This window comes from Streptomyces sp. NPDC023723 (genome assembly GCF_040639815.1).
GTDB lineage: Bacteria > Actinomycetota > Actinomycetes > Streptomycetales > Streptomycetaceae > Streptomyces.
This window is the reverse complement of the sequence record NZ_JBFAAP010000076.1, coordinates 1-24274: the sequence shown is the minus strand read 5'-3', so window position 1 is coordinate 24274 and position 24274 is coordinate 1. Positions and strand designations below refer to the sequence as shown.

Genomic DNA, 24274 nt, shown 5'->3' with positions numbered 1-24274 from the left:
AGGGGTTGTCTCACTCCTGAGCTAGAACGATCTAGCGCAAGCTAACAGAAGGGGGTGATCACTGGCCAGACCCGTGCGGCAGCTGCCGCACGGGAGCGGCGGCGGCCCGGCCGGAAGCCCTGGGGACGACGCCCGTACCGGTCCACGCCGCTGCCATGCAGACGGCAGGCAGGCTGGCACGGACGTCGTACATCCGCACGCACACCGCCCCGGCCGCCGCCGCCAGCGCGGACACCGCGGCGGTCGCGGCGTCCCGCTCGCCGGGCGCCGGGCGCCGGGGAATCGTGCGATCAGCCGCTCAGGGCGGCCCCGATGAAACGCTTCCTGGAGGCACCCACCAGGACCGGGAAGCCCGCCGACCGCACCGTGTGCAGAGGGGCCAGGAGCTGCCAGTCGTGTTCGGAGCGCTTGGCGAACCCGAGGGAGCCCCAGGGTCATCGGCAGCAGCACGGCGGCGAGGCCCGAATCCGACGGAGATCGCCCCGGTGGACACGGAGATTGCCATCGTGGTCCCGCGTGCCGCGACGGACCGGTCCGTACGCCGTGCGGTGACCGGTGCGCCGGAGGCCGGCCGGGGATCCTAGAATGGCGGTGCGCCGGCCCGCGGGGCGAACGGTGCGCGGACCGCAGCGGAGCAGGGGTAATGGGAAGTTCCGGAAGAGTCACGCTGAACGACGTGGCAGCGGCCAGCGGCGTGTCCCGGGCCACGGTGAGCTTCGTCCTCAACGACGACCCCCACCAGACGATCTCCGCCGCCACCCGGGACCGGGTCAAGCAGACCGCGCGGGAACTGGGCTACGTACCTCATGGCGTCGCACGCGCCCTGCGCGAGGGCTCCTCACGTGTCGTCGTGCTGAACATCGACGTCGGCATGGAGGGCCACTACTCCCGCAGCTACATCCAGGGCCTGGACGCCGAACTCACCGCCCACGACCACGTGCTGCTCGTCCGGCACGGCCGGCACACCCCGCAGTCGACCCAGCAGGTCCTGGACGTCATCGCGCCCCGCGCGGTCATCCGCTTCGGCGAGACCTACCTCACCGGCCGCGAGCTGGACGACCTGGGCGGCGGCTGGCGCGACGGCCTCGCCGCCCACGCGGCGATGCAACTGCGGCACCTGGTGGAACACGGCCACACCGAGGTCGCCGTGGCCCTGCCCCACACCGAGTCCCCGCTGGCCGCGACCCGGCTGAGGTTCACCGGGCAGGCCGCGCGCGACCTCGGCGTCCGCGCGCCCCGGACCTTCGTCTCGCCGCCTGGACGCACCGCCTGCGCCGAAGCCGTCCGGGCGTTGTTGAAGGGCGCTCCCGAGGTGACCGCGGTCGCCGGCTTCAACGACGACGTCGCCCTGCGCATCCTCATGGCCCTGCTCGACCTCGGCCGCCGCGTGCCGGACGACGTGGCCGTCATCGGCTTCGACGACAACGGCTACGGGGCCTACACGACCCCAGGGCTGACCAGCGTCCATGTCGACGCCGAGGCGCACGGCCGGCTCAGCGCCCGCCTCGCCCTGCACCTCGACACGGACGGCCTCCGCCCGCCGCCCGCGCGAGTCGTCGTCCGCGAATCGGTCTGACCTGCTCCTCCGCCGCGTGGGCCGCCGTCCCGTCACGGTGCCCGATCGCCTACGACGGTCCTGTCCGGCCGCCGCGAGCAGGTGACCGGGGGTCCCGGCCGGTCTGGGACGCGGTGGTCACCTTCGGTGACGGCGGCGTCCCCCAGCCGGTGTCCGCCGCCCACCCACATGGGCGGACACCCGGAAGGCAGCCGACCGCCGGACCAGCCGGGTCCCGACGGCGGCCGGGTTCCGACACCGGACCGGAGCGGTGCCGGGACTCCGGGACCCCACTGGACACCCGGGGTCATGACCCGACCGAGGGGCTCCGCGCCGGGCGCGCACGGCGGACGCGGGGCCGTACCCGGTACGGGCCCGGGGGACCGGGTACGGCGGCCGGATCACCGCCTACTCCTCCTCCGCGGCTCCGGCGGCCGCTGTTCCCGGTACCCGCTCCAGCTCGGCGGCCATGTCGGTGCGGCCGGTCCGGTTACTTGTCCCGGTGGGCGGCGGTGAGCGGGTCGCCGGCCTTGCGGACGACCTTGGCGATCCAGGCCATGGCCTCGGGCACGTCGTAGTTGCCGGCGTGCGGCTGGTTCCAGGCGAGCTGGTAGTTCAGGTCCTCGACCTGCTGGTCGGCGGCGAGGGCGCGGTCGAGGTTGACCGAGACGGTGAACGCGGTGTCCCGGTCGCGGGTGCCGTGCCGCACGTACCAGTTCGGCGCGGTGTCGGCCTTGGTGCCGATGAAGTCCATCGGGTTGATCAGACGCACCTGGTCGTCGACGGTGGTGCTCTTCTTCGCGGTGTACTGCTTCCAGGTCAGCCCGGTGTCGTCGAGGCCGCTGCCGTCGCCGGCCACGTCGTTGTGGTCCCAGCTGTAGGCGGTGTAGTTCATGTACTTCTGCGTCGGCGGGCCGAACAGGTCGGTCTCGGTGCCGCTGGTGATATTGCCGGCCACGCCCACCGCGTCGAAGGCCGGGGTCGTCTTCAGCGTGTTCTGGGTGGCGACGAACGCGAGGTACTTCGTCATGTCGACGGAGCGGACCTCGCCGGTGGCGGCGTCCACGTCGATCCAGTCGTTGACGTACGACTTGGTGGTGGGGCCGGAGGCGATCTCGAAGGTGCCGCCCAGCGGCGGGATGGTGTGGGCCGGGTCGGCCTTCAGGTAGGTCTCGGCGGAGTCGACGACCTCCTGCTTGATGGTGTCGAGCATGCTGGCGGCGGTGAGCCTGGAGCCGTCGGGGTTGCGCAGTCCGAGGCTCTTCTCGTATGCCGCGAACCGGGACGCGATGTCGGCGGACGCCTCGGGTGAAGGGTTGGAGCCGACGGTGTCGCGGGTGGCGAGGACGTTGTACAGCCACTCGTAGGCGATGTCGGCGTTGCCGAGGTCGGTGATCGGGCAGTAGGCGTTGACGGCGAAGACGTCGTCGCGCAGGGTGCTGCGGCCCTTGGCGTCGATGCCGGCGGCGCCGATCGCGGCAAGGTAGGGGTCGTACTCGGCGCTGTTGCCGGCGGCGCCCAGGATCGACACCAGGGCGCCGCCGCCGCTGGTGCCGTTGATGACGATGCGCTCCGCGCTGCCGGGCATCGCGGCGTCGTTCAGGCGCAGGTAGCGCACGGCCGCCTTGGCGTCCACCACGGCCGCGGGGGCCTTGCCGGGGGCCGTACCGTCCGCGCCGGCCAGCCCGCGGCTGCGGTTGGCGACGTCGACGAAGACGTAGCCCGCCTTCAGCGCCGCGCCGACGGTGCTCGTCGCGCTGTTGTAGGAGGTGCCCGCGGTGACGCTGGCCCGCAGGTAACTGGCCTTCCATCCGCTGTTGTTCACGGCGAAGTAGACCGGGGTGCGCTGGTCGCCGAAGGCGCTCTCGGGGACGAACACGTTCATGCTCTGGTAGCCGCAGCGGGTGTCGGTGATCGTGGTGGTGCCGCCGCCGGGGCCGCCGGGCTGCTGGGCCGCCGCGGTGACCGGGTTCGCGACGTAGCAGATCTGCTTGTACCAGCGCACGTTCACCGGACTGCCGTCCACCGTCACGGTGATCGTGGTGTAGGCGGCGGAGTCGAAGTCCAGCGCGGCGTCCTGCGCGTCCACCGTGTGACCACGGCCGGCGGCGGGGGCCGCCACCGCGACGGAGGTGGGCACCGCGACGGTCGCGAGCGCGAGGGAACCCGCGAGCGCCACACCTCTCAACAGGCGTGTGTGGGTCACCGGGCGTCCTTTCCGTATACCGGTCGAGTGGGTAAGTGCGTCGCGTGCGTGGGACGCAGAGAGCCGCTGCACGGGGTCTCCCTCACTGAGCATCGAATGCGTGGCCGATGCCTCGGGACCGAGGCGTCACGCACGCTACAAGATTGTTAACAATATGCACAGCAATCTCGCGGCCATTTTCCGCGGCCCACGCCCGCCCTCCCCCGTGAGAGGCTGCCCGCGTCCCGCTCGCGCGGCTTCCCTGTGCCTTACGACAAGACCGTTGACAAGTTGATCGCACGAGCGTAAAAAATCGTCACCAGCCGCAGTTTTCCTTCGACTTCTGAATGCGCCGCATCTCAGCCCACCACCCCGAGCCGCCGGGTGCGTCGAGACCACCAGCAAGCGCCTGCACCCTGTGACGTGCGCGGACCGACCCGTCGCACGCCCGACACCGGCTCACCGCACACACTGCGGCCAGGACCACCGCAGTCCGACCGTCATCGATCATGTCGTTCGAAGCCGAAGCCGCCCGCGCGCCGGGAGGGGCCGTCCACCAGCGATGCGGTCCGCGGGGCGGTTCCCGGCCCGAGACGTTCGCGCAGCATCTGCGGCAACCTGTCGCCCCACGGGCGCACGCACAAGGAGAAGCCATGCTCACCAGTCCGCGCAGAACCGTGCTCGCCGTCACCGCGACCGGCGTGCTCATCGCGGCCACCGTGCTCACCACGTCGGCGAACGCCGACCCCGCGGCCGGCAAGGGCTCCACCCTCGCCCTGGGGCCGACGGTGACGCACACCGGCAAGGGTCCCACCGGTTACCAGGTCACCTTCCGCGTCAAGGACGCCTCGGCGACCTCCATGCGGATCAGGGGCACCTGGACGTTCGCCTCCTCGACGAGCACCAGCACCGACCCGACCAATGCCGCCCCCGTCGCCGCCGCCGACTGGCAGCCCGGCGACTTCCCCCTGCAGTCGCCGAACCAGCCGAGCGAGAACTGGGCCGTCGCCTCCATGGAGAAGGACGCCAAGAGCGGGGTCTGGTCCTACACCGTGCCGCTGCCCTCCGGCACCTTCGACTACCAGTTCTACGCGGACTGCGCCTCGGCGACACTGAGCGGCTGCACGGCGACGACCGATCCCGCCAACCCCGCCTGGAACACGACCGGGTCGGCAGCCGTGTACAGCCAGGTGTACGTCCCGTCGGACAAGAAGTTCGGCACCACCGACCAGTCCTGGCAGGCGGACGTCCCGGCCTCCCGGCGCGGCAAGCTCACCGACCTCGACTACCCGACCGCGAACGCCACCAGCGGCTCCAACCAGATGGCCGTCTACACGCCTCCCGGCTACGACCCCGACCGGTCGGAGCCCTACCCGGTGTTCGTGCTCAGCCACGGCGGCGGGGAGAACGAGGTCGCCTGGTCGACGCGGGGCCGCATGGAGCAGATCGTCGACAACCTGATAGCCGACGGCAGGATGCAGCCGGCCGTGATCGTCATGCCGAGGGGCACCGGAGTCTCCTCCGCCGCCTACACCGCGGAGATCACCGACACCGTGCTGCCCTACGTCGAGCAGCACTACCACGTCGGCACCAGCGCCGCCGACCGGGCCTTCGCGGGCACCTCCGCCTACGGCACCCAGGCCAACAACCTGCTCTTCAAGGACACCACCACCTTCGGCTACTACGGCGTCTGGTCCCCCGCCGCCGGAGCGCCGGCCGTGACCGTCACCGGCACCGGCAACACCCCGATCGACTCCGCGTACACCGCCGACGACCTGGAGAAGGTGCTCGGCATCCACCTCGCCATCGGCCAGCAGGACACCGGAGGCAACGCGCCGATGATGACGGCCACCACCGAGCGCGAGGGCCTCATCAACGCGGGTGTGCCGTTCACGTACTACACGGCGGGCGGCGGCCACACCTGGTCGTTCTGGCAGAACACCCTCTACGACTTCCTGACCCGGGTCGGCTTCCGCGCCACCACCACGGCCGTCACGACCGGCTCCGGCAAGCTCACCGCCACCGTCGCCGCCGCCACCACGGAGCCGGCCACGCCCGGTGGCACCGTCCAGTTCCAGGCCGACGGCGTGGACATCGGCAAGCCCGTCAAGCTGCACGGCGGGAGTGCCGTGCTCAAGGCCAACGCCTCCGCCTGGTCGGGGAAGACCGTGACCGCCGTCTACAGCGGCGACGACCTGTACAACGGCAGCACCAGCGCCGACTGAGTCCGTCCGCCACCGCTGAGAAGGACAGAAGGGATCTGCCGTGTTCCGTGCACGACGGCACCATCGGTTCGACAGTCGCACTCCGGGAAGGCGGACGGCTCCCGCCCTCGCCGCTCTGTTCGCCGCACTGGTCTGCCTGGTCTCCCTCTCGTCCTCCTCGGCGACCGCGCGGGGTGAGCACCGCCCCGCCGAGTCGCTGCCCACGGTGGTGCGCACCACCGGCGGCGCCGTGCGCGGCGACAGCGCCGGGGGCGTACGGCGGTTCGACGGCGTCCGGTACGGACGGGCGCCGGTCGGTGATCTGCGGTGGCGGCCACCGGTCGCGGCCGCCGCCTGGAAGGGCGTCAGAGACACGCGCGCTCCCGGGGCCGACTGTGTGCAGACGGCCGCCGCCTGGCGGCCCGCCGCGGCCTCCACCGACGAGGACTGCCTCTTCCTCAACGTGTGGACACCCGCCGAGCAGCCGTTCGGCGGCGCCCTGCCGGTGACCGTCTTCTTCCACGGCGGCGGCTTCGTCAACGGCTCCGGCACCGACATCGACCCGGTCTCCTACGTGCGCGCCGGCGGCATTGTCGTCACCGTCAACTACCGTCTGGGCGCGCTGGGTTGGCTCACCCTGCCCGGCCTCGACACCGACACCGGACAGGGCACGTCCGGCAACTACGGACTCCTCGACCAGGAACTGGCCCTGAAGTGGGTCAAAGCGAACGCCGCGGCCTTCGGCGGCGACCCGTCGAAGGTCATGGTGACGGGGCAGTCCGCGGGGGCCGAGTCCATCTGCGCCCTGCTGGCCTCCCCCTCCGCGGCGGGCCTGTTCCAGCGCGCCGCCATGGAGAGCAGTCTGCGGTGCGCGGTCAACACCCGGACCACGGCACAGACCGCCGGCGCCGCCTTCACCGAAGCCGCGGACTGCGCGGGCACCGGTGCGCGGGCGGTGGCTTGCCTGCGCGCCAAGTCCCCGGTCGAGATCCTCGACGCCCAGAGGAGCGCGGGGAGTTGGCGTCCCGTCGTCGACGGGACCGTACTGCCCCGGTCGCCGACCGACGCCTTCGCGACGGGCCGGTTCCACAAGATGCCGGTCCTCATCGGCTCCACGCAGAACGAGGCCGGTGCCTTCGTCTACGAGCAGTACGACCTGACGTCCCACCCCGTCACGCCCGCGCAGTACGAGAGCGCCGTGCGCGCCTCCTACGGAACGGACGCCGAGGCGGTCCTCGCTCACTACCCGCCCGCCCGCTACAGCAGCGCCGGACAGGCCCTGGCCGCGGTGCGCAGCGACAGTGGCTTCTCCTGCCCGAAACTGGCCCACGCCGGCGCGCTGGCCGCCCACTCCGCCGCCACCTACGTCTACGAGTTCCGCGACACCACCGCGCCACTGCGCTCCTACCAGCTCGTGCCGCCGTCGTTCGCCCTGGGCACCCAGCACTCCGCCGAGCTGCTCTACCTCTGGGGCGCCCCCGCCCTGACCCCGCTGTCGGGGGTCCAGCGCGCGCTGGCCGACGAGATGGCCGACTACTGGCAGCACTTCGCGGAGACCGGCACCCTCTCACCCCCGGGTCTCCCCCGGATCGCCGCCTACACGGCCGGCGCACCCACCGAGGTGGCCTTCACCAGCCACGGCTCCGCGGCCGTGAGCGACGAGTCGGCAGCCCACCAGTGCGCCTTCTGGTCCACCCTCGCCTGACCCCATACCTCCCAGGCCCGCACCCGCACCTGCGAAAGGCTCCCCCCGATGTCTTTGTCCAGAAGAGCCGTCACCCGGGCTCTCGCTGTTACCGGCACCGCCGCCCTCACCGGCTCCGCAGCCGCCCTGCCCACCGCGGCGGCTGCCGCCGAGCGCGACCAGAAGCCGGGCAAGAGCGGTGAGACGAAGGGGCAGGGTCCCGTCGTCCGGCACACCGGGAAAAGCCCCACCGGCTACGAGGTGACCTTCCGGTACTACGCGCCCAAGGCGAGCCGCGTGCAGTTGAAGGGCGAGTGGTACTTCGAACGGCCGAGCACGCTCAGCCCGCGGCTGACCACCCCCGACCAGGTCGTGGAGAGCCAGGGCCTGCTGCCGCGCCAGTGGCAGCCGGGGGACGTGCCGATCTCCCACCCCAACTCCACCAGCCCCAACTGGCCGGTCGTCGACATGGACAAGGGGCGGGACGGCGTGTGGACCTACACCACTCCCCTGCCCTCGGGGGTGTACACGTACGGCTTCTTCGTCGACGCGCAGGCCGACGACACCACGACCACCGGACTGCTGCCCGATCCGGGCAACCCGGCCTGAAACGTCGTCGACGGCACCGTGCACGGCACCGCCGTCGACCGCAGTCAGGTCTACGTCCCCGGCGACCCCGACTCCGGCACCCGCGACCTCTCCTGGCAGGCGCCCCGGGACACCGGCCGGGGCAAGCTCCGCCACGTGACCTACGACTCGCCCGGCCATGTCACCCCCGCCGACCAGAACTACCTGGTGGTCTACACTCCGCCCGGTTACGACGCCCGGCGCGCCGAACCGTACCCGACCCTCTACCTGAGCCATGGCGGCGGCGAGAACGAGATGGGCTGGAGCACCCAGGGCGCCCTGGCCGACATCATGGACAACCTCATCCACACGGGTGAGGTGCGGCCCATGGTCGTCGTCATGCCCAACGCCACCGGGTACGCGTCCTCGACGAACGAGAAACTGCACCGCACCGACCTGATCGAGCGGGTCTTCCCCTGGGTGGAACAGCACTACAACGTGTCCACGGCCGCCGCCGACCGGGCTTACTCCGGACTGTCCGCGGGCGGCATGCGCACCGTCTATCTGATGCTCGACAACACCGAGCAGTTCGGCTACTACGGTCTCATGAGCGCCGGGCTGCCCACCGGGACCACCTTCCCCGACGAGCTGAAGTCGGCGCTGGCGAAGGTCTCGGTCTTCGTCGGCGGCGGCTGGCAGGACCCCATCAACCAGGGGTACCTGACCCACCACCGGGGCCCGCTGCGCGCGGTACGGGACCTGACCGCGGCTGGTGTGCACGTGCAGAGCGACTTCATCGACGGCGGCCACGAATGGTACGTGTGGCGCGTCCTGCTCAGGGACTTCCTGACCCGGGTGGCCTTCCTGCCGCAGACCTCCGCCACCGCGGACTGGGGTGCCTGAGCCGCGTTTCTCCGGCGCTCTGTGCGGGAGCTGTCAAGGTGTGGCGTGCGTCCGGTGGTCCCGGTCGGCGGTGCGACAGGACAGCTCCCGCACAGGTTTCCACAGCAATCCCACTGGTGACTCTGCCATATTCGCGCAGGGGTTCCCCGAGGGCGTACGGCACCAACCCCTCTTCTCCGCAAGGGAGATGACGCCGTGCAGCGACGGAAAGGGACCCGCCAGTGAGGGTGAACGACGCGGCCGACGAGAAGAGCCGTGGCCACCGCAGACCGCTGCGCCGCCGGGCGTTCCTGGGCGGTTCGGTCGCCGCGGCGGCGGCGACCGCCGCGGGCGGCGCCTGGGCGGTGACCGCCGACGCGGAGACCGGCAGCGGCGGGCTGCGGGCCGGCGCGGGGCGGGCGGTGATCGAACTGCCGTCGTCGCTGCTCCCGCTGGACGGCTTCACCACCGTCCACGACGACCTCTACGTACGGGTGCTGCTGGTACGCGGCGCCGAGCGCAGCGTCGCACTGGTCGTCCTCGATCTGACCTCGATCAGCTCCGAGGGGGTCGCCGCGCTGCGCACGATCGTCTCCGACGCGGCCGACATCGACCCGGCCGACATCCTCGTAACGGTCACCCACACCTTCTCCACTCCGCACGTCCAGCCGGGCAGCGGAGTGTCGTCACCCTTCATGGCTCAGGTCTCACAAGCCGCCTCCACCGCGGTCGCGGCGGCCGTCACCTCTCTGCGCGCGGCCAAGGTCGGGCACGGCTCCGGCGAGTGCGACGTGAACGTCAACCGGGACGTGCTGACGGCCGACGGCTGGTGGCTGGGGACCGGCGAGTCCGGCACCTCCGACAAGAGCGTCGGCGTGACCCGGCTCGACGACACCGACGGCAACCCGATCGCCGTCCTGGTCAACTACGCGGTGCAGTCCTCGGTGATGCTGGACTCCGTGATGGCCAATGGCGACCATCCGGTCACCGCCGATCTGGCGGGCGCGGCGGTCGCGCATGTGGAGAAGCAGTTCGGCGGCGACACCGTGGGCTTCTTCCTGGTGGGCGCGTGCGGTGACCAGGCACCGGCCTTCCGGTCCAAGCGGTACACCATGGACAAGGACAAGAAGTGGTCGCAGACCGACGCCTCCGACGCCGGCTGGCTGCTGCTGACCGTGCAGGGCGAGCGGCTGGGCACCGAGGCCGTCCGGGTCGCCCAGGCGATCCGGACCGGTTCCGACGCGACGCTTGAGCTGGTCACCTCCTCCGTCACCGTCGACGCCGTGCAGCAGGGGCACGCGACGGTGCCCACGAAGGAGTACACGTTCACTCCCGACGGCACGGCCGAGGTGCCGCTGTGGGCGCTCCAGATCGGTGACGGGGTGTTCACCGGGGTGGCGCCGGAGCTGTCCGCGGACACCGGCCTGAGCATCAAGAAGCACTCGCCGTTCGCGCACACCGCGGTGCTGTCGATGCTGGACGGCGGTGCCAAGAACATGGCCGATTCCCGCGGCTACGCCCGCATCACCTACGAAGCGGTCGACTCCGCGTACGCCCAGGGGTCGGCGGAGCGGGTGGCCGCGAAGATCGGCGACCTGCTCGACTCCCTGCACGACTGACAGATTTCCTCACATCCCCCCATCAGCGCTCGGCAACGGACAGCAGGAGGAGAACGGACATGGAGAGGCGCGCGTTCATCGCGAGTGCGGCAGGGGCCGCCGTCGCCGTGGTCACAGGAGTGGTGGCGTACGGCTCCGCTTCGGCGGAGGAGGGCGGCGGGCACATCACCGGTGCCACCGCCGTCACCGAGGTCTACGGGGACGGGCTCAAGCTCATCGCCGTCGCGCTGGAGTACGACGCGGTGATCAAGAACGCGAAGCTGTCGACCGGGACGTACACGGTGGCCGACCGGACCGTCACCAAGGTGTACGCCGGCACCACGCCGGTCCCGGCCAAGAAGGGCCGCGACGGCCGGTACGTGATTGTCGAGATGTCCCCGGACGACGAGGCCGCGGCTCTGACCGAGAGCGGCATGGGCGGTTCCGGCGGCACCCCGCCGAGCGGTTCACCGAGTGGCTCCCCCAGCGGAACGCCGAGCGGGACGCCGTCCGGCGCGCCCAGCGGCGGTACGGGTCAGCAGGGCGGGGGGACCAAGGAGGCCGTGGCGACCGTCGTCCAAGCCGGGGACGTCGTCACCGCGCGGGGTGCCGTCTACGCCGCCGACGCCACGGGCGTCACCACCACCGCCGTGACGAACCTGGTCGTCGACGACTTCGAGCAGCTCACCTTCACCGACCCCGCGACCGGCAACACCCTCAACTACAACCTGTACACGCCCAAGGGCTACGACAAGCGCAAGTCCTACCCGCTGGTGCTGTTCATGCACGACGCCAGTGTGCTGAGCACCGAGACGACCACGACCCTGACCCAGGGCAACGGCGCGGTCTGCTGGGCCTCTCCCGAGGACCAGGCGAAGCGTCCGGCGTTCGTCCTGGCGCCGCAGTACTCCAGTGTGGTCGTCGACGACCACGGCGGCTACACGGTGACCGACATGCTCGACACCACGGTCAACCTGGTCAACAGCCTCACCGAGACCTACAGCATCGACACCGGCCGCCTCTACACCACCGGCCAGTCCATGGGCGCGATCATGTCGATCGTCATGGACATCGAGTACCCCGACCTGTTCGCCGCCTCCTACATCGTCGCCGGCCAGTGGGACACCAGCCTGGTCGGTCCGATGGCCGACGACAAGCTCTGGATCACCGTCTCCCAGGGCGACGAGAACGCCTACCCCGGTCAGAACGCCATCACCGCCGCGCTGGAGGAGGACGGCGCGACCGTCGCCCGCGCGGTGTGGGACGGCACCTCGACCGAGAAGGAGTTCGCGGCCGACGTCAAGAAGCTCCTCGCGCAGAAGGCCGCCGTCAACTACGTGGCCTTCGAGGCGGGTACGGTCGTACCGGCCGACCAGGAGGACAACTCGCTGAACAACCACCTCAACACCTGGCGGATCGCCTACGGCATCGAGGGCATCCGGGAGTGGGTCTTCCAGCAGCGCAAGTGAGCGGTGGGGAGCCGGGCCGTCGGCCCGGCTCCCCAAGGTCAGCGGCCTCAGCAGCCGCCTGTCCGGGTGGCACCGCAGCAGCCCGTGCCCTGCCAGGCGTCGCGGCCCTCCTTCACGGCGAGGGCCGCGATGACCAGGGCCGCGGCGGGATCGGCCCAGGACCAGCCGAGGGCGGCGTTGAGCACCAGGCCCGCCAGGAGCGCCGCGGACAGGTGAGCGCACAGCAGCGTCTGCCGGGAGTCGGCGACCGCGCTCGCGGAGTCCAGTTCGCGGCCGGCCCGGCGCTGGGCGGCGGACAGCACCGGCATGACCGCGAGGGACAGGGCGGCGATCACGATGCCGGGCAGGGAGCGTTCCGACTCGCCGGTGCCGGTCAGCGCGCGGACGGCGTCGACGGCGACGTACCCGGCGAGGGCGAAGAAGGAGACGGCGATGATCCGCAGCGTCCGCCGTTCGCGGGCCTGGCGCTGCTCGTGGCCGGAGGCGGAGAACTGCCAGGCCACCGCCGCCGCGGAGGAGACCTCGATGACGGAGTCGAGCCCGAAGCCGACCAGGGCGGTGGAGGAGGCGAGGGCGCCGGCGGTGAGGGCGACCACCGTCTCGACGACGTTGTAGGTGATCGTGGCCGCGACCAGCAGCCGTATCCGGCGGGCGAGCACGTCGCGGCGGGCCGGAGCGAGGGCGAGGGGCACCGGTGTCCCGGTGCTCATGGGTGTCCCGGTCGTCATGGTCAGCAGCAGCCCTGCGCGTCGGCGTCGGCGCAGGACCGGTCGGTCTCGACGGCCACGACCGCGGTGCGCAGGTCGTCCAGGGCGTGGCCGAGGCGGTCGTCGGCCAGCTCGTAGCGGGTGCGGCGGCCGTCGGGCACGGTGACCACCAGGCCGCAGTCGCGCAGGCAGGCCAGGTGGTTGGAGAGCCGGGTGCGGGAGACGCCCAGCGCGTCGGCCAGGTCGGCCGGGTAGCGCGGGGCGTCCCGCAGGGCGAGCAGGATGCGGCAGCGGATGGGGTCGGCGAGCGCGCGGCCGAACCGGGCCAGCACCTCGATGTCGGAGGCAACAGTCAGCACACCGCGACAGTACACGTCATCCTGAATTCAGGAAATCGTGTACTGTTACGGTGGCCGTGTCGCGTCCGGCGCCCGCCCGCCGGTGACCGGCCGGCTAGCGCGGCGTGCCGGTCCCCTTCAGCCGGATGTCACGGGAGGAGGAGCCGACCTCCACCTTGCGGCGGCCGACGGGCAGCACCCAGCGACCCTTGGCGGTGTCCCAGTAGGACAGCTGGCGTTCGTCGACCCGCAGGGTGAGCCGGCGGGACCGGCCCGGGCGCAGTTCCACCCGTTCGAAGGCGGCCAGGGTCCGGACCGGCATGTCGACGGGTGCGTGCGGGGCCGGGCCGACGTAGACCTGCGGCACCTCGGCGCCGCTCCTGTCGCCGGTGTTGGTGACGGTGAACGACACCTCCAGACCGTCGCGCACCTCGCTCACCGAGAGCCGCCCGTAGCTGAACCGGGTGTAGGACAGTCCGTGACCGAAGCAGAAGAGCGGGTCGGTGCCCGCCCGGTCGAAGTGGCGGTAGCCGGTGAAGACACCTTCGCTGTAGGTGACCACGCCGTCGACTCCGAAGTAGCGCTCGGGATGCGCGGGGTCGAGGGTCGGGTGGTCGGCCTCCCGCTTCGGGAAGGTCATGGTGAGCTTGCCGCCCGGGTTGGCGCGGCCGAGCAGCAGGTCCGCGGTGGCCCAGCCGCCCTCCTGGCCGGCGTACCCGGCGAGCAGGATGGTGCCGACCTTCTTCCGCCAGGGCATGGTGACCGGGTCGCCGACGTTGAGAACCACGACCGTACGGGGGTTGGCGGCGGCCACCGCCTCGATCAGCTCGTCCTGGTGCACGGGGAGGGCGAGGGTGGTGCGGTCACCGCCACCGCCGGTGGAGCCGCCGGAGCCGTTGAACGCGAACACCACCGGGGTGTGCACCTGTCCGGCCAGGCGCGCGGCGGCCCGGATGTCGGCGGCGCGCTGTTCGGGCGTCACCCAGGCCAGGCGCACCTCGACGGGTCCGCGGTCGTGCACGGTGTCCGCCCAGCCGGTGACGGCGATCCGTACCGGATACGCCTGGCCGCCGGTCAGGGTGACCGTCACCAGTTCGTTGTCGAGTCCGTCGGTGGTCGGCACGATGCTGGACCACTTGCGGGCGAAGCCGTCCCGGGGCGAGGCGGCCGAGCCGAGCTGGTCGCCGTCCAGGGAGAGCGAGGCCGCTCCTCGCCACGCCTGGATCATCAGCCGGTACTCGCCGGTCGTCGGCGGGGTGAGGGTGCCGGTCCACACATAGGAGGAGCCGGCCGGGAGTGCCTGGTCGCCGGTGAAGTCGACGGTGGCGTCGGTGGTGGCGGCGCCGCCCGCGACCGGGGTACGGGTGAGGCCGTGGCCGGTGCCGCCGGCGGGTGTGAGCACGTCGGCCGGCACGGTGGTGCCGGTGAGGTCCACGCCGACGGCGTGGCGCGGGTCGGTGTCCCCGCTGCGGCGCAGGGCGGCCAGCGGGGAGACCATGCGGTCCTCGAAGCCGTAGGCCCGTTCCCCGGAGACGGACACGGCGACCTGTGCGGCGGTCGGTCCGATCAGCGCCAGGGAGCGCAGCGCGGCCCGGCCGAGCGGCAGTGCGCCGTCGTTGGCCAGCAGGACCGCGCCCTGGGTGGCGACCTCGCGGGCGGTGCGGGCGCCGGCCTCGACGTCGATGGCGGCACGGGCGGACTTGCGGCTGCCGTCCAGCAGTCCGAAGCGGTCGTACTGGACGAGGATGCGGGTGACCGCGGTGTCGACGGCCGACTCGGGGATGGTGCCGTCCTGGACGGCCTGCTTGAGCGGGTCGCCGAAGTAGGTGCCGTCCGGCATCTGCATGTCGAGGCCGTCCTCGACGCTGATGCTGTGCACGGAGTTCCAGTCGGAGGTGACGAAGCCCTCGAAGCCGAGTTCGCCGCGGAGGATGTCGGTCAGGGTGGTGCGGTTCTCGGTGTTCCACTCGCCGTTGAGGTGGTTGTAGGCCGCCATGATGGAGGCGACCCCGGCGCGGACCACTGCCTCCCAGGCCGGCAGGTAGATCTCGTGGAGGGTGCGGTCGTCGACGCGGAAGTCGAAGTTGGTCGCCGGGTCGTCGGGGTCAGAGCGGTTCAGTTCGCCGTTGCGCTGGTTGTTGGCGAGGTAGTGCTTGGCCATGGCGAGCATGCCCTGCGCCTGAACGCCCTCGATCTGGGCGACGGCGAGTCGCGCGTTGAGGTAGGGGTCCTCGCCGGTCTGGTCCTTGTTGCGGCTGAAGAAGAGGGCCCGGGACAGCTCGATCTGCGGGGCCAACAGGACGTCCATCCGTAGGGTGCGGCCCTCACGTCCCATCACCTCGCCGTATTCGCGGGCCAGTTCGGGGTTGAAGGAGGCGGCCAGCGTGGACACCGGGGGCAGGCCGGTGGCGGAGGCGGCGACGTTGACGCCGGCCGGGCCGTCGGTCATCCGCAGCGGCGGTATGCCGAGACGGGGCACGCCGGGCAGGTAGCCGGCCTGGCCCAGCCGCTCGGGATCGGTCGCTCCGTGCACCAGCGCGATCTTCTCGTCCAGGGTGAGCCGGGCCAGCAGCCCGCGGGCCTTGGCGCCGCCGTCGGCGGATCTGGCCACCGCGGCCGGCTCCAGCAACGCGAGGAAGGCGACGGCGGCCGCCGCGGAGCCGAACCCCTTCAAGACGTCCCGGCGGCTGCGAACGGACGGGATGTGGTCATCGGAGTGAGGCATGAGGGCGTTCCTTTCCTGCGGCGCACGTCAACAGGCACGCCGCCCGGCGCTCCCCTGACACGGGCCAGGCCGAGGAAACCACCTGGTCCCGGGTGCCGGGCGGGTGCGGACCGAGTGTCGACGGGGTTACGCCCGTGGTCAACACTTCAAGCAAAAAAGGCAGTTGCCGACAGGTCCGCGTTCGACTACCGAAACTCTCGGTTACCCCCAGGTCAACGAGAGGGTGAGCGCGCACGGTCCCCCTTCAGAGAGTGAAGAAAAATGTGTCACGCATATTGCTGACAATATTGCCGCCCGGTTACCTTCACAGTCGGCCACAGACAACTCACATCCAACAGCCCGTCCCGCCGGTCACTCGACGGCGGCCCCCTACTTGGAGGTTGTGTGTTCAGACGTGTCTTGAGGCGCCCGCTGGCCGCGCTCGCGGCGACCGCCCTGCTGCCCGCCCTGGCCCTGGTGGCCTCCGCGTCCACCGCCAGCTCGGCCTCCGGACCGGACGCGAACCGCGCCGCCCCCGTCGTACGCACGGACAGCGGCCTGGTCCAAGGGGTCACCGCCGACCGGGCGGACCGGTTCCTGGGCCTGCCGTACGCGGCCCCGCCCGTACGTGACCTGCGCTTCGCGCCGCCCGCCGCGCCCGCGTCCTGGAAGGGCGTGCGCGAGGCGGACCAGCAGTCGCCCGCCTGTCTGCAGTTCCAGCCCTCCGGTATCCGGGAGGAGCAGGCCGTCAGCGAGGACTGCCTCTATCTGGACGTCTACCGCCCCAGCGGCACCAAGCCCGGCGCCCACCTGCCCGTACTGGTGTGGTTCCACGGCGGCGCCAACACCCAGGGCACCGGTGTCATCTACGGTGGCGGCAGCATGGCCACCAAGAGCGACGTCATCGTCGTCACCGTCAACTACCGCCTCGGCGCCCTCGGTTTCCTCGCCCACCCGGCGCTGAGCAAGGAGACGCCGGGCGGGTCCGGCAACTACGCCCGCATGGACCAGGTGGCGTCCCTCGAATGGGTCCAGGACAACATCGCGCGGTTCGGCGGCGACACCGGCAACGTCACCATCGCCGGCCAGTCGGCCGGTGGCGGCGCCGTCTGCGACCTGATGGCCATGCCGTCCGCGCGCGGTCTGTTCGACAAGGCCGCGGTGCAGAGTTCGCAGTGCCTGCAGTCGCAGTCGACCCTCGCGGCCGGTGAGCAGAGCGGGGCCGGCTACGCCGAGGCGGTCGGCTGCACCGACGAGGCCACCGTCGTCACCTGCCTGCGCGAGGCGTGGCCGGGCACCCTGATCGCGCACCAGGGCGATTACCTGGGCGGCTCCAAGGTCGGCGGCGCCGTGCTGCCCAAGACGTTCCGGCAGGCGCTGGCCGACGGGACCTGGAACGCGGTGCCGGTGCTGACCGGCAACACCCGCTCCGAGAACCGTCTCGCCTCCGAGGCGTTCGCCGACCTCACCCCGGAAGGGTTCGAGGAGCAGGTCCGCGAGGACTACGGCGACCGGGCCGAGCAGGTGCTTCAGCTGTATCCGCTGGCGGACTTCGACAACCCCTGGGACGCCTACACCCAGATCCGCACCGACGTGCAGCGCGCGTGCACCAACCAGCAGGCCGCACAGCTGATCTCGGCCCAGGCGCCCGTGTACCGCTACGAGTTCAACGACCCGACCTCGCCGACGCTGTACGGCTTCACCCTCCCCGGCAAGGACATGTCGAACGCGCACAGCGCCGAACTGGCCTACCTCTTCGACTTCACCCTCGGCGAGAAGCCGCTCACCGCGCGGCAGGAGAAGCTGGCCGACCAGATGATCGCCTACTGGGGCGCGTTCGCCCACAGCGGCACCCCGAAGGCCAAGGGCGAGCCGTCCTGGCCGCGGTACACCGAAGCGGCCGACTGGCCGGTCATGCAGCTGCGCACGGCCGGCGCCAGCAAGGTGATCGACAGCTACTCGGCCGACCACCACTGCGACTTCTGGCTTTCCTGACGCCGTCGCGCCGTCGCCCGTTCCCGGCGCGCCCACACGACCGTTTCCGGCACACCCGCACGCAGAAAGCAGGGAGCCATGAGACCGTCCCGCACCCGGCGCGGCACCGTCCGCGCCGCCCTCACCGCCCTCGGGCTGCTCGCCCTGGGCCTCACCCCGCTCGCCGCGCAGGCCCAGTCGTCCACGTCGACCGGTGCCCGCCCCGTCTCGGACGTGGTGCAGACCAGCCAGGGCAAGGTCCGCGGCACCGACCGCACCGGCTACGACGCCTGGCTGGGCATCCCCTACGCCGACGCGGGCCGCTGGGAGGCGCCACGGTCCGCCGCGAAGTGGTCCGGCGTCCGCGACGCCACCTCCTTCGGTGACCGGTGCGCGCAGAACACCGGCTGGGACCCCGGCTACGAGCAGACCATCACCACCGAGGACTGCCTCGACCTCAACGTCTACGTCCCCGACAGCGCCCGCGCCAAGACGCCCGTGCTGGTGTGGATCCACGGCGGCGGCTTCACCGGCGGCGCCGGCCAGGACACCAACCCGCGCAAGTTCGTCACCCAGACCGGCGCGATCGTCGTCACCATCAACTACCGCCTCGGTGTCCTGGGCACCCTCAACCTGCCCCAGTTGCAGGCCGAGAGCAAGGACGGCCCCGGCAACTACGGCCTCCTCGACCAGCAGGCGGCGCTGCGCTGGGTGCACTCCGACATCTCCCGGTTCGGCGGCGACCCGGGGAACGTCACCATCGCCGGCCAGTCGGCCGGCGCCGGTTCGGTCTGCGACCACCTGGCCTCTCCCACCGCCAAGGGACTGTTCTCCCGCGCGGTCATCATGAGCGGCGGCTGCAATCTCCAGTCCACCGCCGCCGGCCAGGCGCAGAGCACCGCCTTCGCCGAGGAGGCCGGCTGCGCCACCGCCGCCGACGTCCTGGCCTGCCTGCGCGCCAAGCCCGCCGCCGAGCTGCTCGCCGCGCAGAAGGAGTCGGGCGTCAGCCTGTCCACCGGCGGACGCGCCTTCCCGGTCAACCCGGCGACCGCCGTCCAGACCGGCGCGTTCAACCGGGTCCCGGTGATGCTGGGCCAGACCGACAGCGAACGCGGCCTGTCCACCTTCCAGAACTACGACTACCTCGGTACGCCGATGACGGCCGCCCAGTACGAGTCCGCCGTCCGCTCCGCGTACGGTGCGGACGCCGACGCCGTACTCGCCGAGTACCCGCTCAGCGACTACCCCACCCCGGGCGAGGCGTGGACCGACGCCCAGAACGGCTCCACCTCCTACACCCGCTGGCAGCTCACCCGCGCCCTGTCCAACTGGGTGCCCACCTACGCCTACGAGTTCGCCGAGAGCGACACCCCGCACTTCACGTCCATCTTCCGCATCCAGCAGGAGAGCCAGGCCGCCCGTGACTTCCCGTTCGGCGGGGCGATCCACGTGGACGACCTCGGCTACCTCTGGGACTACCTCGGCCAGACCCTTCCCTACGACGACGACCAGCTCGAACTCTCCCGTCAGATGATCGAGTTCTGGGACCGGTTCACCGCGTCCGGCGACCCCAACGGCCCGGACACGCCGTCCTGGCCGAAGTTCAGTGACCGCACGGGCACGCTGATGTCGCTGGTCGCCTGCGACACCTCGCCGGCCAGCGGCGACGCCCCGGCCGCCTGCTCCAAGGCGAGCCGTGCCTTCCCCGCGGAACACAACCTCGCGTTCTGGCAGAAGCTGCTGGCCTGACCGGCCCGCACCGTAGCGGGGCCCGGCACGCATCCCGCGTGCCGGGCCCCGCTACGGTGCCGTTCAGCGCACCCTGGGCAGCACCTCCTCCCCGAAGGCGCGCAGGGCGCGCTCCAGTTCGTCGAGGCCGCCGCGGTTGGCCAGCCACATGCCGCGCACGCCGCGGCCGGTCAGTTCCTCGATCCGCCGGATCCAGTCGGACGCGTCGCCCGCCATGCCCCAGCGGTCCATCGCGAAACCGGCCAGCCCCAGCTCCCCCATCAGCCGCGCGTTGCCGCCGCCGGCCCGCTGGTGGTCCGCCAGCTCGTAGCGGCCCACGTACTCCCGTACGGCCGCCAGGTGGCGTTCGGGGACCAGCCGGTCCTCGGCCCCCCGGCCCATGCTGTGGTGCAGGATCGAGGCGAGCGAGGGACGCAGCCGGTCCCGCGCGGCCTCCCGGTCGGCGTCCAGGGCGCTGCGGACGGTGAACCACGGCTCGGCGGCCGTCCGCCGGCCGCGCTCCCGTGCCCCCTGACGGAGCTGTTCCAGGGACCACGTCACGACCTCGGGGGTGAGGCCGGTGCCGATGGAGGCGGCGTCACCGACGGCCCCGGCCAGCCGCAGCATGCGCGGTCCCTCGGCGCCGACCGAGATCCGCACCGGGTCACGTGGGCCGGTGAAGACGCGGATGTCGCGTCCGTCGTAGCGTCCGTGGCCGGTGGCCAGGACGTCGCGGACGCAGGTGACGTACTCCTCCAGGCGGGCCCGGGTGGCGGGCCGGCGGCCGACACTGCGCACGGCGGAGTCACCGGTGGCGACCTCCATGAAGGCCCGGCCGCCGGTGATGCCGTCGATGGTGGCCAGGAAGGCCGCCGCGATCTGCGGATCACGCGTCCAGGGGTTGGTGGGACGCATCCCCACGTAGGTGTGCGTGGTGCCGAGCGCGAGCAAGGTGACACGGGCCGCCGCCTCGCCCAGGCGGAAGCCCGTGTCGCCGACACCGATGGAGTGCAGTCCGTAGTCGTCCGCCATCCTGGCCAGGTCGGTCAGCCGGCGGGCGTGCTCGCGGGTGAGGACCGGTTCGAGCACGGTGAACTGCATGGCGAACCGCGGTGCCCCGGTCATCTCACTCCTTCTCCCGGGGCACCAGGGCCACACCGTCCTCGTCCGCGTGCACGGTGTCGCCCGGCGTGAACACCACGCCGCCGAACACCACCGGCTGCCCGGTGGTGCCGGTCCCGGTCTTGCCGCTGCGGCGCGGGTTCGACCCGAGGGCCAGCACCCCCAGGTCGGTCTCGCGCAGCCGGGCCACGTCCCGCACCGCGCCGTGCACGATCACGCCCGCCCAGCCGTTGTCCCGCGCCAGGTCGGCCATCGCGTCGCCCATCAGCGCCGTGCGCAGTGACCCGGCCCCGTCGACCACGAGCACCCGTCCGTGCCCCGGCCGGGACAGGGCCGCGCGCACGAGCACGTTGTCCTCCAGGCACGAGACGGTGTCGACCGGGCCGGAGAACCGGGTCCGGCCGCCGTAGGAGCGCAGTTGGGTGGTGCAGGTCTGGACCGTGCCCTCCAAGCGGTCGCAGACGTCCGCGGTAGGCTCCTCGCTCACTGTCCCGTCCCTTCGTTCCGGCCGGTCAGTGTGTGCGGGAGCCGCATGTGCCGGCTGAGCACCGAGCGGGCGGTGCGTACGTCGACGACCGCGAGCCCGGGGCGCAGCGCCTCCTCCACGGCCTCCGCCGCCCCGGCCGTGTCCAGGGTCGCCGAACGCGCGCCGAAGGCGGTGGCGAGCGGAGCGATCGCGGGCGGCGGGACGACGGCGGCCCCGGCGTTGTCGCCGTCGCGGTGCAGGCGCTGGTACTCGGTGCCCAGCGCCTGGTCGTTGAGGACGAACACCGTCAGGTCGGCCCCGGCGCGGGCCGCGGTGTCCAGTTCCTGTACGTGCATCATGAACGCGGCGTCCCCTTCGAAGACCACGGTCTTGCGGTCAGGGGCGCCCAGGGCGACGCCGATGGCCGTGGTGAGCGCCTGGCCGATGGAACCGAAGCCCTGGGCGGCGAAGAAGCGGCCCCGGGCGGGCACGGTGACGAACGCGGCGGCGAAGCCCGAGCAGTGGCCGTTGCTGATGACGACGGTGGCGTCCTCGGGCAGGCGCTCGCTGATCTCGGCGACCGCGCGCCGTGGGTCGACGGTGCCGTCGGGGACCGGCGGGGCGAAGTCCCGCAGGTCCTCCTGCCAGCAGTCGGCGGCCGGGCCGACCGGACCGAACCACGGCCGGCGCGCACCGGTCAGCGCGCGGGTCAGGGACACGGTGCGGCGCAGGGTGCCCGCCACGTCGCCGCGCAGCGTCTCCGTGCGGCCACCGTTCCCCGGCGCGCCCGCGGACTTCCCGCCGGGTACCTCGTCGACGACCTTGACGACGTGCGCCTGGGCGAACAGGTGCCGGGACTGGGTGGTGCTGCGGCCCATGGAAGCGCCGAACGCCACGACCAGGTCGGCGGAGCCGAGCAGGCGCTCGGCGGCGGGGTGGGCCAGGCCGCCGGCGATGCCCAGGTCGAGGGGGTGGCCGTCGAACATGCCCTTGGCGGGCAGGGTCGTGGCCAGGCCGGCGCCGAAGTGGTCCGCGAGCGTGCGCAGCAGGTCGGGAGCGTGACCGTCCGCCGCGCCGCGGCCCCCGATCAGCACCGGCCGTTCGGCGTCGGCGAGCAGCCGGGCCAGCCGTTCGGCCGCGACCGCGTCGTCGTCCGCGGACGGTGCCCCGGACGAGTCCGGTAGCGCTGCCGCTACTCGTACCGCGCGGTCGGCCGCGGGTGCGGTGAGGAGGTCGGCGGCGATGCCCAGGACGACCGGCCGCGACCGGTCCCGGGCCACGGCGAGGGCCGCGGTGAGGGCGCCCTCGGGGTCGTCGTCCGGTCCCATGGTGCGGTACACCGCCTCGCAGGAGGCGGCGAAGGACGCCTGGTCGAAGCGCTGGGCGCCCTGGTAGCCGGCGGGAGTCTCGGCCGCGATCACGACGAGCGGCGTGCGGTTACGCGCCGCGACCACCAGGGACGTCGCCACATGGGTGAGCCCGGGGCCGTGGGTGACCGAGCAGATACCGGTCCGGCCCGCGGACCAGGTGTAGCCCTCGGCCATCGCCACGGCGGCGCTCTCGTGCCGGACCTCCACCACGCCGACGCCGCGTTCCTCCAGCGCCAGCAGCAGGTGCATGTTGCCGTCCCCCATGAGGGCGAAGACATGGGTGCAGCCGGTGCGTGCCACGGCGTCGGCCAACGCCGTGGCACGGGTGGCGGTGCGGGCCTGGGTGCCGGTGGCGGCGGCCAGGTCGGTGTTGCTCAAGAGGACTCCTTCGCCGGCTTTCGCGCGAGGTACTTGGAGAAGAAGGGCAGCACTTCGTTCTCGAAGCGCTCGGGGACGCGGTTGCCGTGGTTGCCTTGGTAGACCTCGAAGGTGTGCGGCACGTCGTACGAGGTCAGAACGCGGTCGAACTCGGTCAGGTTGGCCAGGATGTTGGTGTCCTCGTCCCCGACGTCGAAAGCGATGTGCTGCTTTCTGAGGTTGTTGATGTACTGGTCGACCATGGCGAGCGGCCGGTTGGCGGTCATCCGGGCGAACACCGCCGGGTCCAGTTCGCCGTTCTTGACCGGGGAGTCGTAGTAGAGCGGCGGGTTGTCCGGGTCGGGAGCCCACGCCGCGGCGGCGGCGACCGCCGTCCTGATGCTGGACGGGACCTGGGTGTAGTCGTCGGGTCGCTCGGTGAACGCCTCGAACGCCGCCATCTCCTCGGGAGTGTCCGGGATGTTGCTGGTCGGGGAGATGCAGCAGGAGCTGAGGATGTACAGGGAGGAGAAGACCTCGGGGTGCTTCATCCCGATCCGCATCGCGCCGTAGCCGCCCATGGAGTGGCCCGCCAGCCCGCGGGCCTCGACCCGGTCGATGGTGCGGAAGTGCTTGTCCACGTACGACACCAGGTCCTGGGAGACGAACGACTCCCAGTCCCCTGTGGTGGCGCCGCTGGAGTAGTTGCTGCCGCCGTAGACGGTCATCGCGTTCGGCGTGACGATGATCATGTCGCGTGCGGTGCCGCCCGTGATGGCGCGGTCGGCGATGGTGGGGATGTGGGTTCCGGCGCCGTCGCCGAAGTAGCTCAGGTCGGTGTTGGTGAACCCGTGCAGCATGTACAGCACGGGGTAGCGCCGGTGGGAGTCGGACTTGTAGCCGGGAGGCAGGTACACCGAGACGTCCCGGTCCGGTGAATCGCCCTCCAGGTTTCCTTCGAGCGATTTCCCGTGCACCTTCACCCGCAGCACGGTTCCGGTGGAATCCCGGTCCGCCCGGGCGGCGGCATGCGTGGCGTCGGCGCCTCCGGCGGCGGACGGGGCCGCCGCCGCCAGGCACATCGCGACGAGAACGGTGGACGTCACGGCGCTTGCCGCGCGGCGTACGAGGCCGCGTCTCTTCCCTGGGAATGTCATGTGACTCTCCTCTCCGGTTCCCGCCATGGTCGGAAGCCGTGCCGACGAGCGCAATGCCCGGTGCGAAAGCATCCGTGATGAGCCGATAAGCAGCCGTGGTGCGCCGCCCGTCAGGTGGTCCGCCGGGGCAGGTGTCTGCGCGCGTGGGACGGCAGGAGCAGCGCGGCCAGCGCGGCCAGCGCCGCGACCGCGGCGCACGCGGCGGCC

At 71.9% G+C, this 24274-nt stretch carries 18 protein-coding genes; 9 read left to right on the top strand and 9 right to left on the bottom strand.

Going from position 1 to position 24274, the window contains the following annotated elements; all coding sequences use genetic code 11:
• Nucleotides 1-290: 290 nt before the first annotated feature.
• Nucleotides 291-365, bottom strand: a complete 75-nt coding sequence (locus AB0G32_RS37480; protein ID WP_361174440.1) for a hypothetical protein — start codon at nucleotides 363-365, stop codon at nucleotides 291-293.
• Nucleotides 366-676: 311 nt separating this feature from the next.
• Between AB0G32_RS37480 and AB0G32_RS37475 the strand changes: the two genes are divergently transcribed.
• Entirely contained in the window at nucleotides 677-1576 is a 900-nt protein-coding gene (locus AB0G32_RS37475; protein WP_361174419.1) for a LacI family DNA-binding transcriptional regulator, read from the top strand.
• Nucleotides 1577-2045: 469 nt separating this feature from the next.
• On the opposite strand, the gene AB0G32_RS37470 is transcribed toward AB0G32_RS37475, so the two are convergent.
• A complete protein-coding gene (locus tag AB0G32_RS37470) occupies nucleotides 2046-3761 on the bottom strand; it encodes a subtype B tannase (RefSeq protein WP_361174416.1) in 1716 nt (571 codons plus the stop codon).
• 632 nt (nucleotides 3762-4393) lie between these two features.
• On the opposite strand from AB0G32_RS37470, the gene AB0G32_RS37465 reads away from it, so the two are divergent.
• The 6 genes from AB0G32_RS37465 to AB0G32_RS37440 all read left to right on the top strand — a co-directional run bounded on the left by AB0G32_RS37465 (nucleotide 4394) and on the right by AB0G32_RS37440 (nucleotide 12144).
• Nucleotides 4394-5965, top strand: a complete 1572-nt coding sequence (locus AB0G32_RS37465; protein ID WP_361174413.1) for an alpha/beta hydrolase-fold protein — start codon at nucleotides 4394-4396, stop codon at nucleotides 5963-5965.
• Between the two features lie 40 nt (nucleotides 5966-6005).
• Nucleotides 6006-7649 (top strand): carboxylesterase family protein, encoded by a 1644-nt coding sequence (locus AB0G32_RS37460; protein ID WP_361174410.1) that lies wholly within the window; start codon nucleotides 6006-6008, stop codon nucleotides 7647-7649.
• Between the two features lie 48 nt (nucleotides 7650-7697).
• Entirely contained in the window at nucleotides 7698-8237 is a 540-nt protein-coding gene (locus AB0G32_RS37455) for a hypothetical protein (protein WP_361174406.1), read from the top strand.
• A gap of 18 nt (nucleotides 8238-8255) precedes the next feature.
• A complete protein-coding gene (locus AB0G32_RS37450) occupies nucleotides 8256-9098 on the top strand; it encodes an alpha/beta hydrolase-fold protein (protein ID WP_361174401.1) in 843 nt (280 codons plus the stop codon).
• Between the two features lie 221 nt (nucleotides 9099-9319).
• On the top strand, nucleotides 9320-10696 hold the full coding sequence (locus AB0G32_RS37445) for a hypothetical protein (protein ID WP_361174398.1): 1377 nt from the start codon (nucleotides 9320-9322) through the stop codon (nucleotides 10694-10696).
• A 59-nt stretch (nucleotides 10697-10755) separates the two neighbouring features.
• Nucleotides 10756-12144, top strand: a complete 1389-nt coding sequence (locus tag AB0G32_RS37440; RefSeq protein ID WP_361174395.1) for an alpha/beta hydrolase-fold protein — start codon at nucleotides 10756-10758, stop codon at nucleotides 12142-12144.
• 47 nt (nucleotides 12145-12191) lie between these two features.
• On the opposite strand, the gene AB0G32_RS37435 is transcribed toward AB0G32_RS37440, so the two are convergent.
• The 3 genes from AB0G32_RS37435 to AB0G32_RS37425 all read right to left on the bottom strand — a co-directional run bounded on the left by AB0G32_RS37435 (nucleotide 12192) and on the right by AB0G32_RS37425 (nucleotide 15914).
• The gene (locus AB0G32_RS37435) at nucleotides 12192-12854 is read right to left on the bottom strand and encodes a cation transporter (protein WP_361174392.1); all 663 of its coding nucleotides are present in this window, start codon (nucleotides 12852-12854) and stop codon (nucleotides 12192-12194) included.
• Between the two features lie 20 nt (nucleotides 12855-12874).
• A complete protein-coding gene (locus AB0G32_RS37430) occupies nucleotides 12875-13210 on the bottom strand; it encodes a metalloregulator ArsR/SmtB family transcription factor (RefSeq protein WP_361174389.1) in 336 nt (111 codons plus the stop codon).
• A 94-nt stretch (nucleotides 13211-13304) separates the two neighbouring features.
• A complete protein-coding gene (locus tag AB0G32_RS37425; protein ID WP_361174386.1) occupies nucleotides 13305-15914 on the bottom strand; it encodes a glycoside hydrolase family 3 C-terminal domain-containing protein in 2610 nt (869 codons plus the stop codon).
• 384 nt (nucleotides 15915-16298) lie between these two features.
• Here AB0G32_RS37425 and AB0G32_RS37420 point away from each other — a divergent pair, with 384 nt between their 5' ends.
• Together AB0G32_RS37420 and AB0G32_RS37415 are read left to right on the top strand one after the other, a co-directional pair.
• Nucleotides 16299-17888: a carboxylesterase family protein gene (locus AB0G32_RS37420; RefSeq protein ID WP_361174383.1), complete on the top strand. Its 1590-nt coding sequence runs from the start codon at nucleotides 16299-16301 to the stop codon at nucleotides 17886-17888.
• Between the two features lie 78 nt (nucleotides 17889-17966).
• Nucleotides 17967-19616 (top strand): carboxylesterase family protein, encoded by a 1650-nt coding sequence (locus AB0G32_RS37415; protein ID WP_361174380.1) that lies wholly within the window; start codon nucleotides 17967-17969, stop codon nucleotides 19614-19616.
• A gap of 63 nt (nucleotides 19617-19679) precedes the next feature.
• On the opposite strand, the gene AB0G32_RS37410 is transcribed toward AB0G32_RS37415, so the two are convergent.
• From AB0G32_RS37410 to AB0G32_RS37395, 4 genes are read right to left on the bottom strand one after another with little or no spacing between them, the layout of a single operon-like run.
• Nucleotides 19680-20720, bottom strand: a complete 1041-nt coding sequence (locus tag AB0G32_RS37410; protein ID WP_361174377.1) for an LLM class flavin-dependent oxidoreductase — start codon at nucleotides 20718-20720, stop codon at nucleotides 19680-19682.
• Between the two features lies 1 nt (nucleotide 20721).
• On the bottom strand, nucleotides 20722-21204 hold the full coding sequence (gene rraA / locus AB0G32_RS37405; protein ID WP_361174374.1) for a ribonuclease E activity regulator RraA: 483 nt from the start codon (nucleotides 21202-21204) through the stop codon (nucleotides 20722-20724).
• Entirely contained in the window at nucleotides 21201-22931 is a 1731-nt protein-coding gene (locus AB0G32_RS37400; RefSeq protein ID WP_361174371.1) for a thiamine pyrophosphate-binding protein, read from the bottom strand. Before AB0G32_RS37400 ends, rraA begins: the two co-directional genes overlap by 4 nt.
• The gene (locus AB0G32_RS37395; RefSeq protein ID WP_361174368.1) at nucleotides 22928-24067 is read right to left on the bottom strand and encodes an alpha/beta hydrolase-fold protein; all 1140 of its coding nucleotides are present in this window, start codon (nucleotides 24065-24067) and stop codon (nucleotides 22928-22930) included. Before AB0G32_RS37395 ends, AB0G32_RS37400 begins: the two co-directional genes overlap by 4 nt.
• Nucleotides 24068-24274: the final 207 nt, after the last annotated feature.

Coding starts and splice junctions, on each gene's coding strand:
- AB0G32_RS37410 (WP_361174377.1), bottom strand. CDS start 20,720: ATGACCGGGGCACCGCGGTTCGCCATGCAGTTCACCGTGCTCGAACCG.
- AB0G32_RS37415 (WP_361174380.1), top strand. CDS start 17,967: ATGAGACCGTCCCGCACCCGGCGCGGCACCGTCCGCGCCGCCCTCACC.
- AB0G32_RS37435 (WP_361174392.1), bottom strand. CDS start 12,854: ATGAGCACCGGGACACCGGTGCCCCTCGCCCTCGCTCCGGCCCGCCGC.
- AB0G32_RS37395 (WP_361174368.1), bottom strand. CDS start 24,067: ATGACATTCCCAGGGAAGAGACGCGGCCTCGTACGCCGCGCGGCAAGC.
- AB0G32_RS37465 (WP_361174413.1), top strand. CDS start 4,394: ATGCTCACCAGTCCGCGCAGAACCGTGCTCGCCGTCACCGCGACCGGC.
- AB0G32_RS37440 (WP_361174395.1), top strand. CDS start 10,756: ATGGAGAGGCGCGCGTTCATCGCGAGTGCGGCAGGGGCCGCCGTCGCC.
- AB0G32_RS37425 (WP_361174386.1), bottom strand. CDS start 15,914: ATGCCTCACTCCGATGACCACATCCCGTCCGTTCGCAGCCGCCGGGAC.
- AB0G32_RS37455 (WP_361174406.1), top strand. CDS start 7,698: ATGTCTTTGTCCAGAAGAGCCGTCACCCGGGCTCTCGCTGTTACCGGC.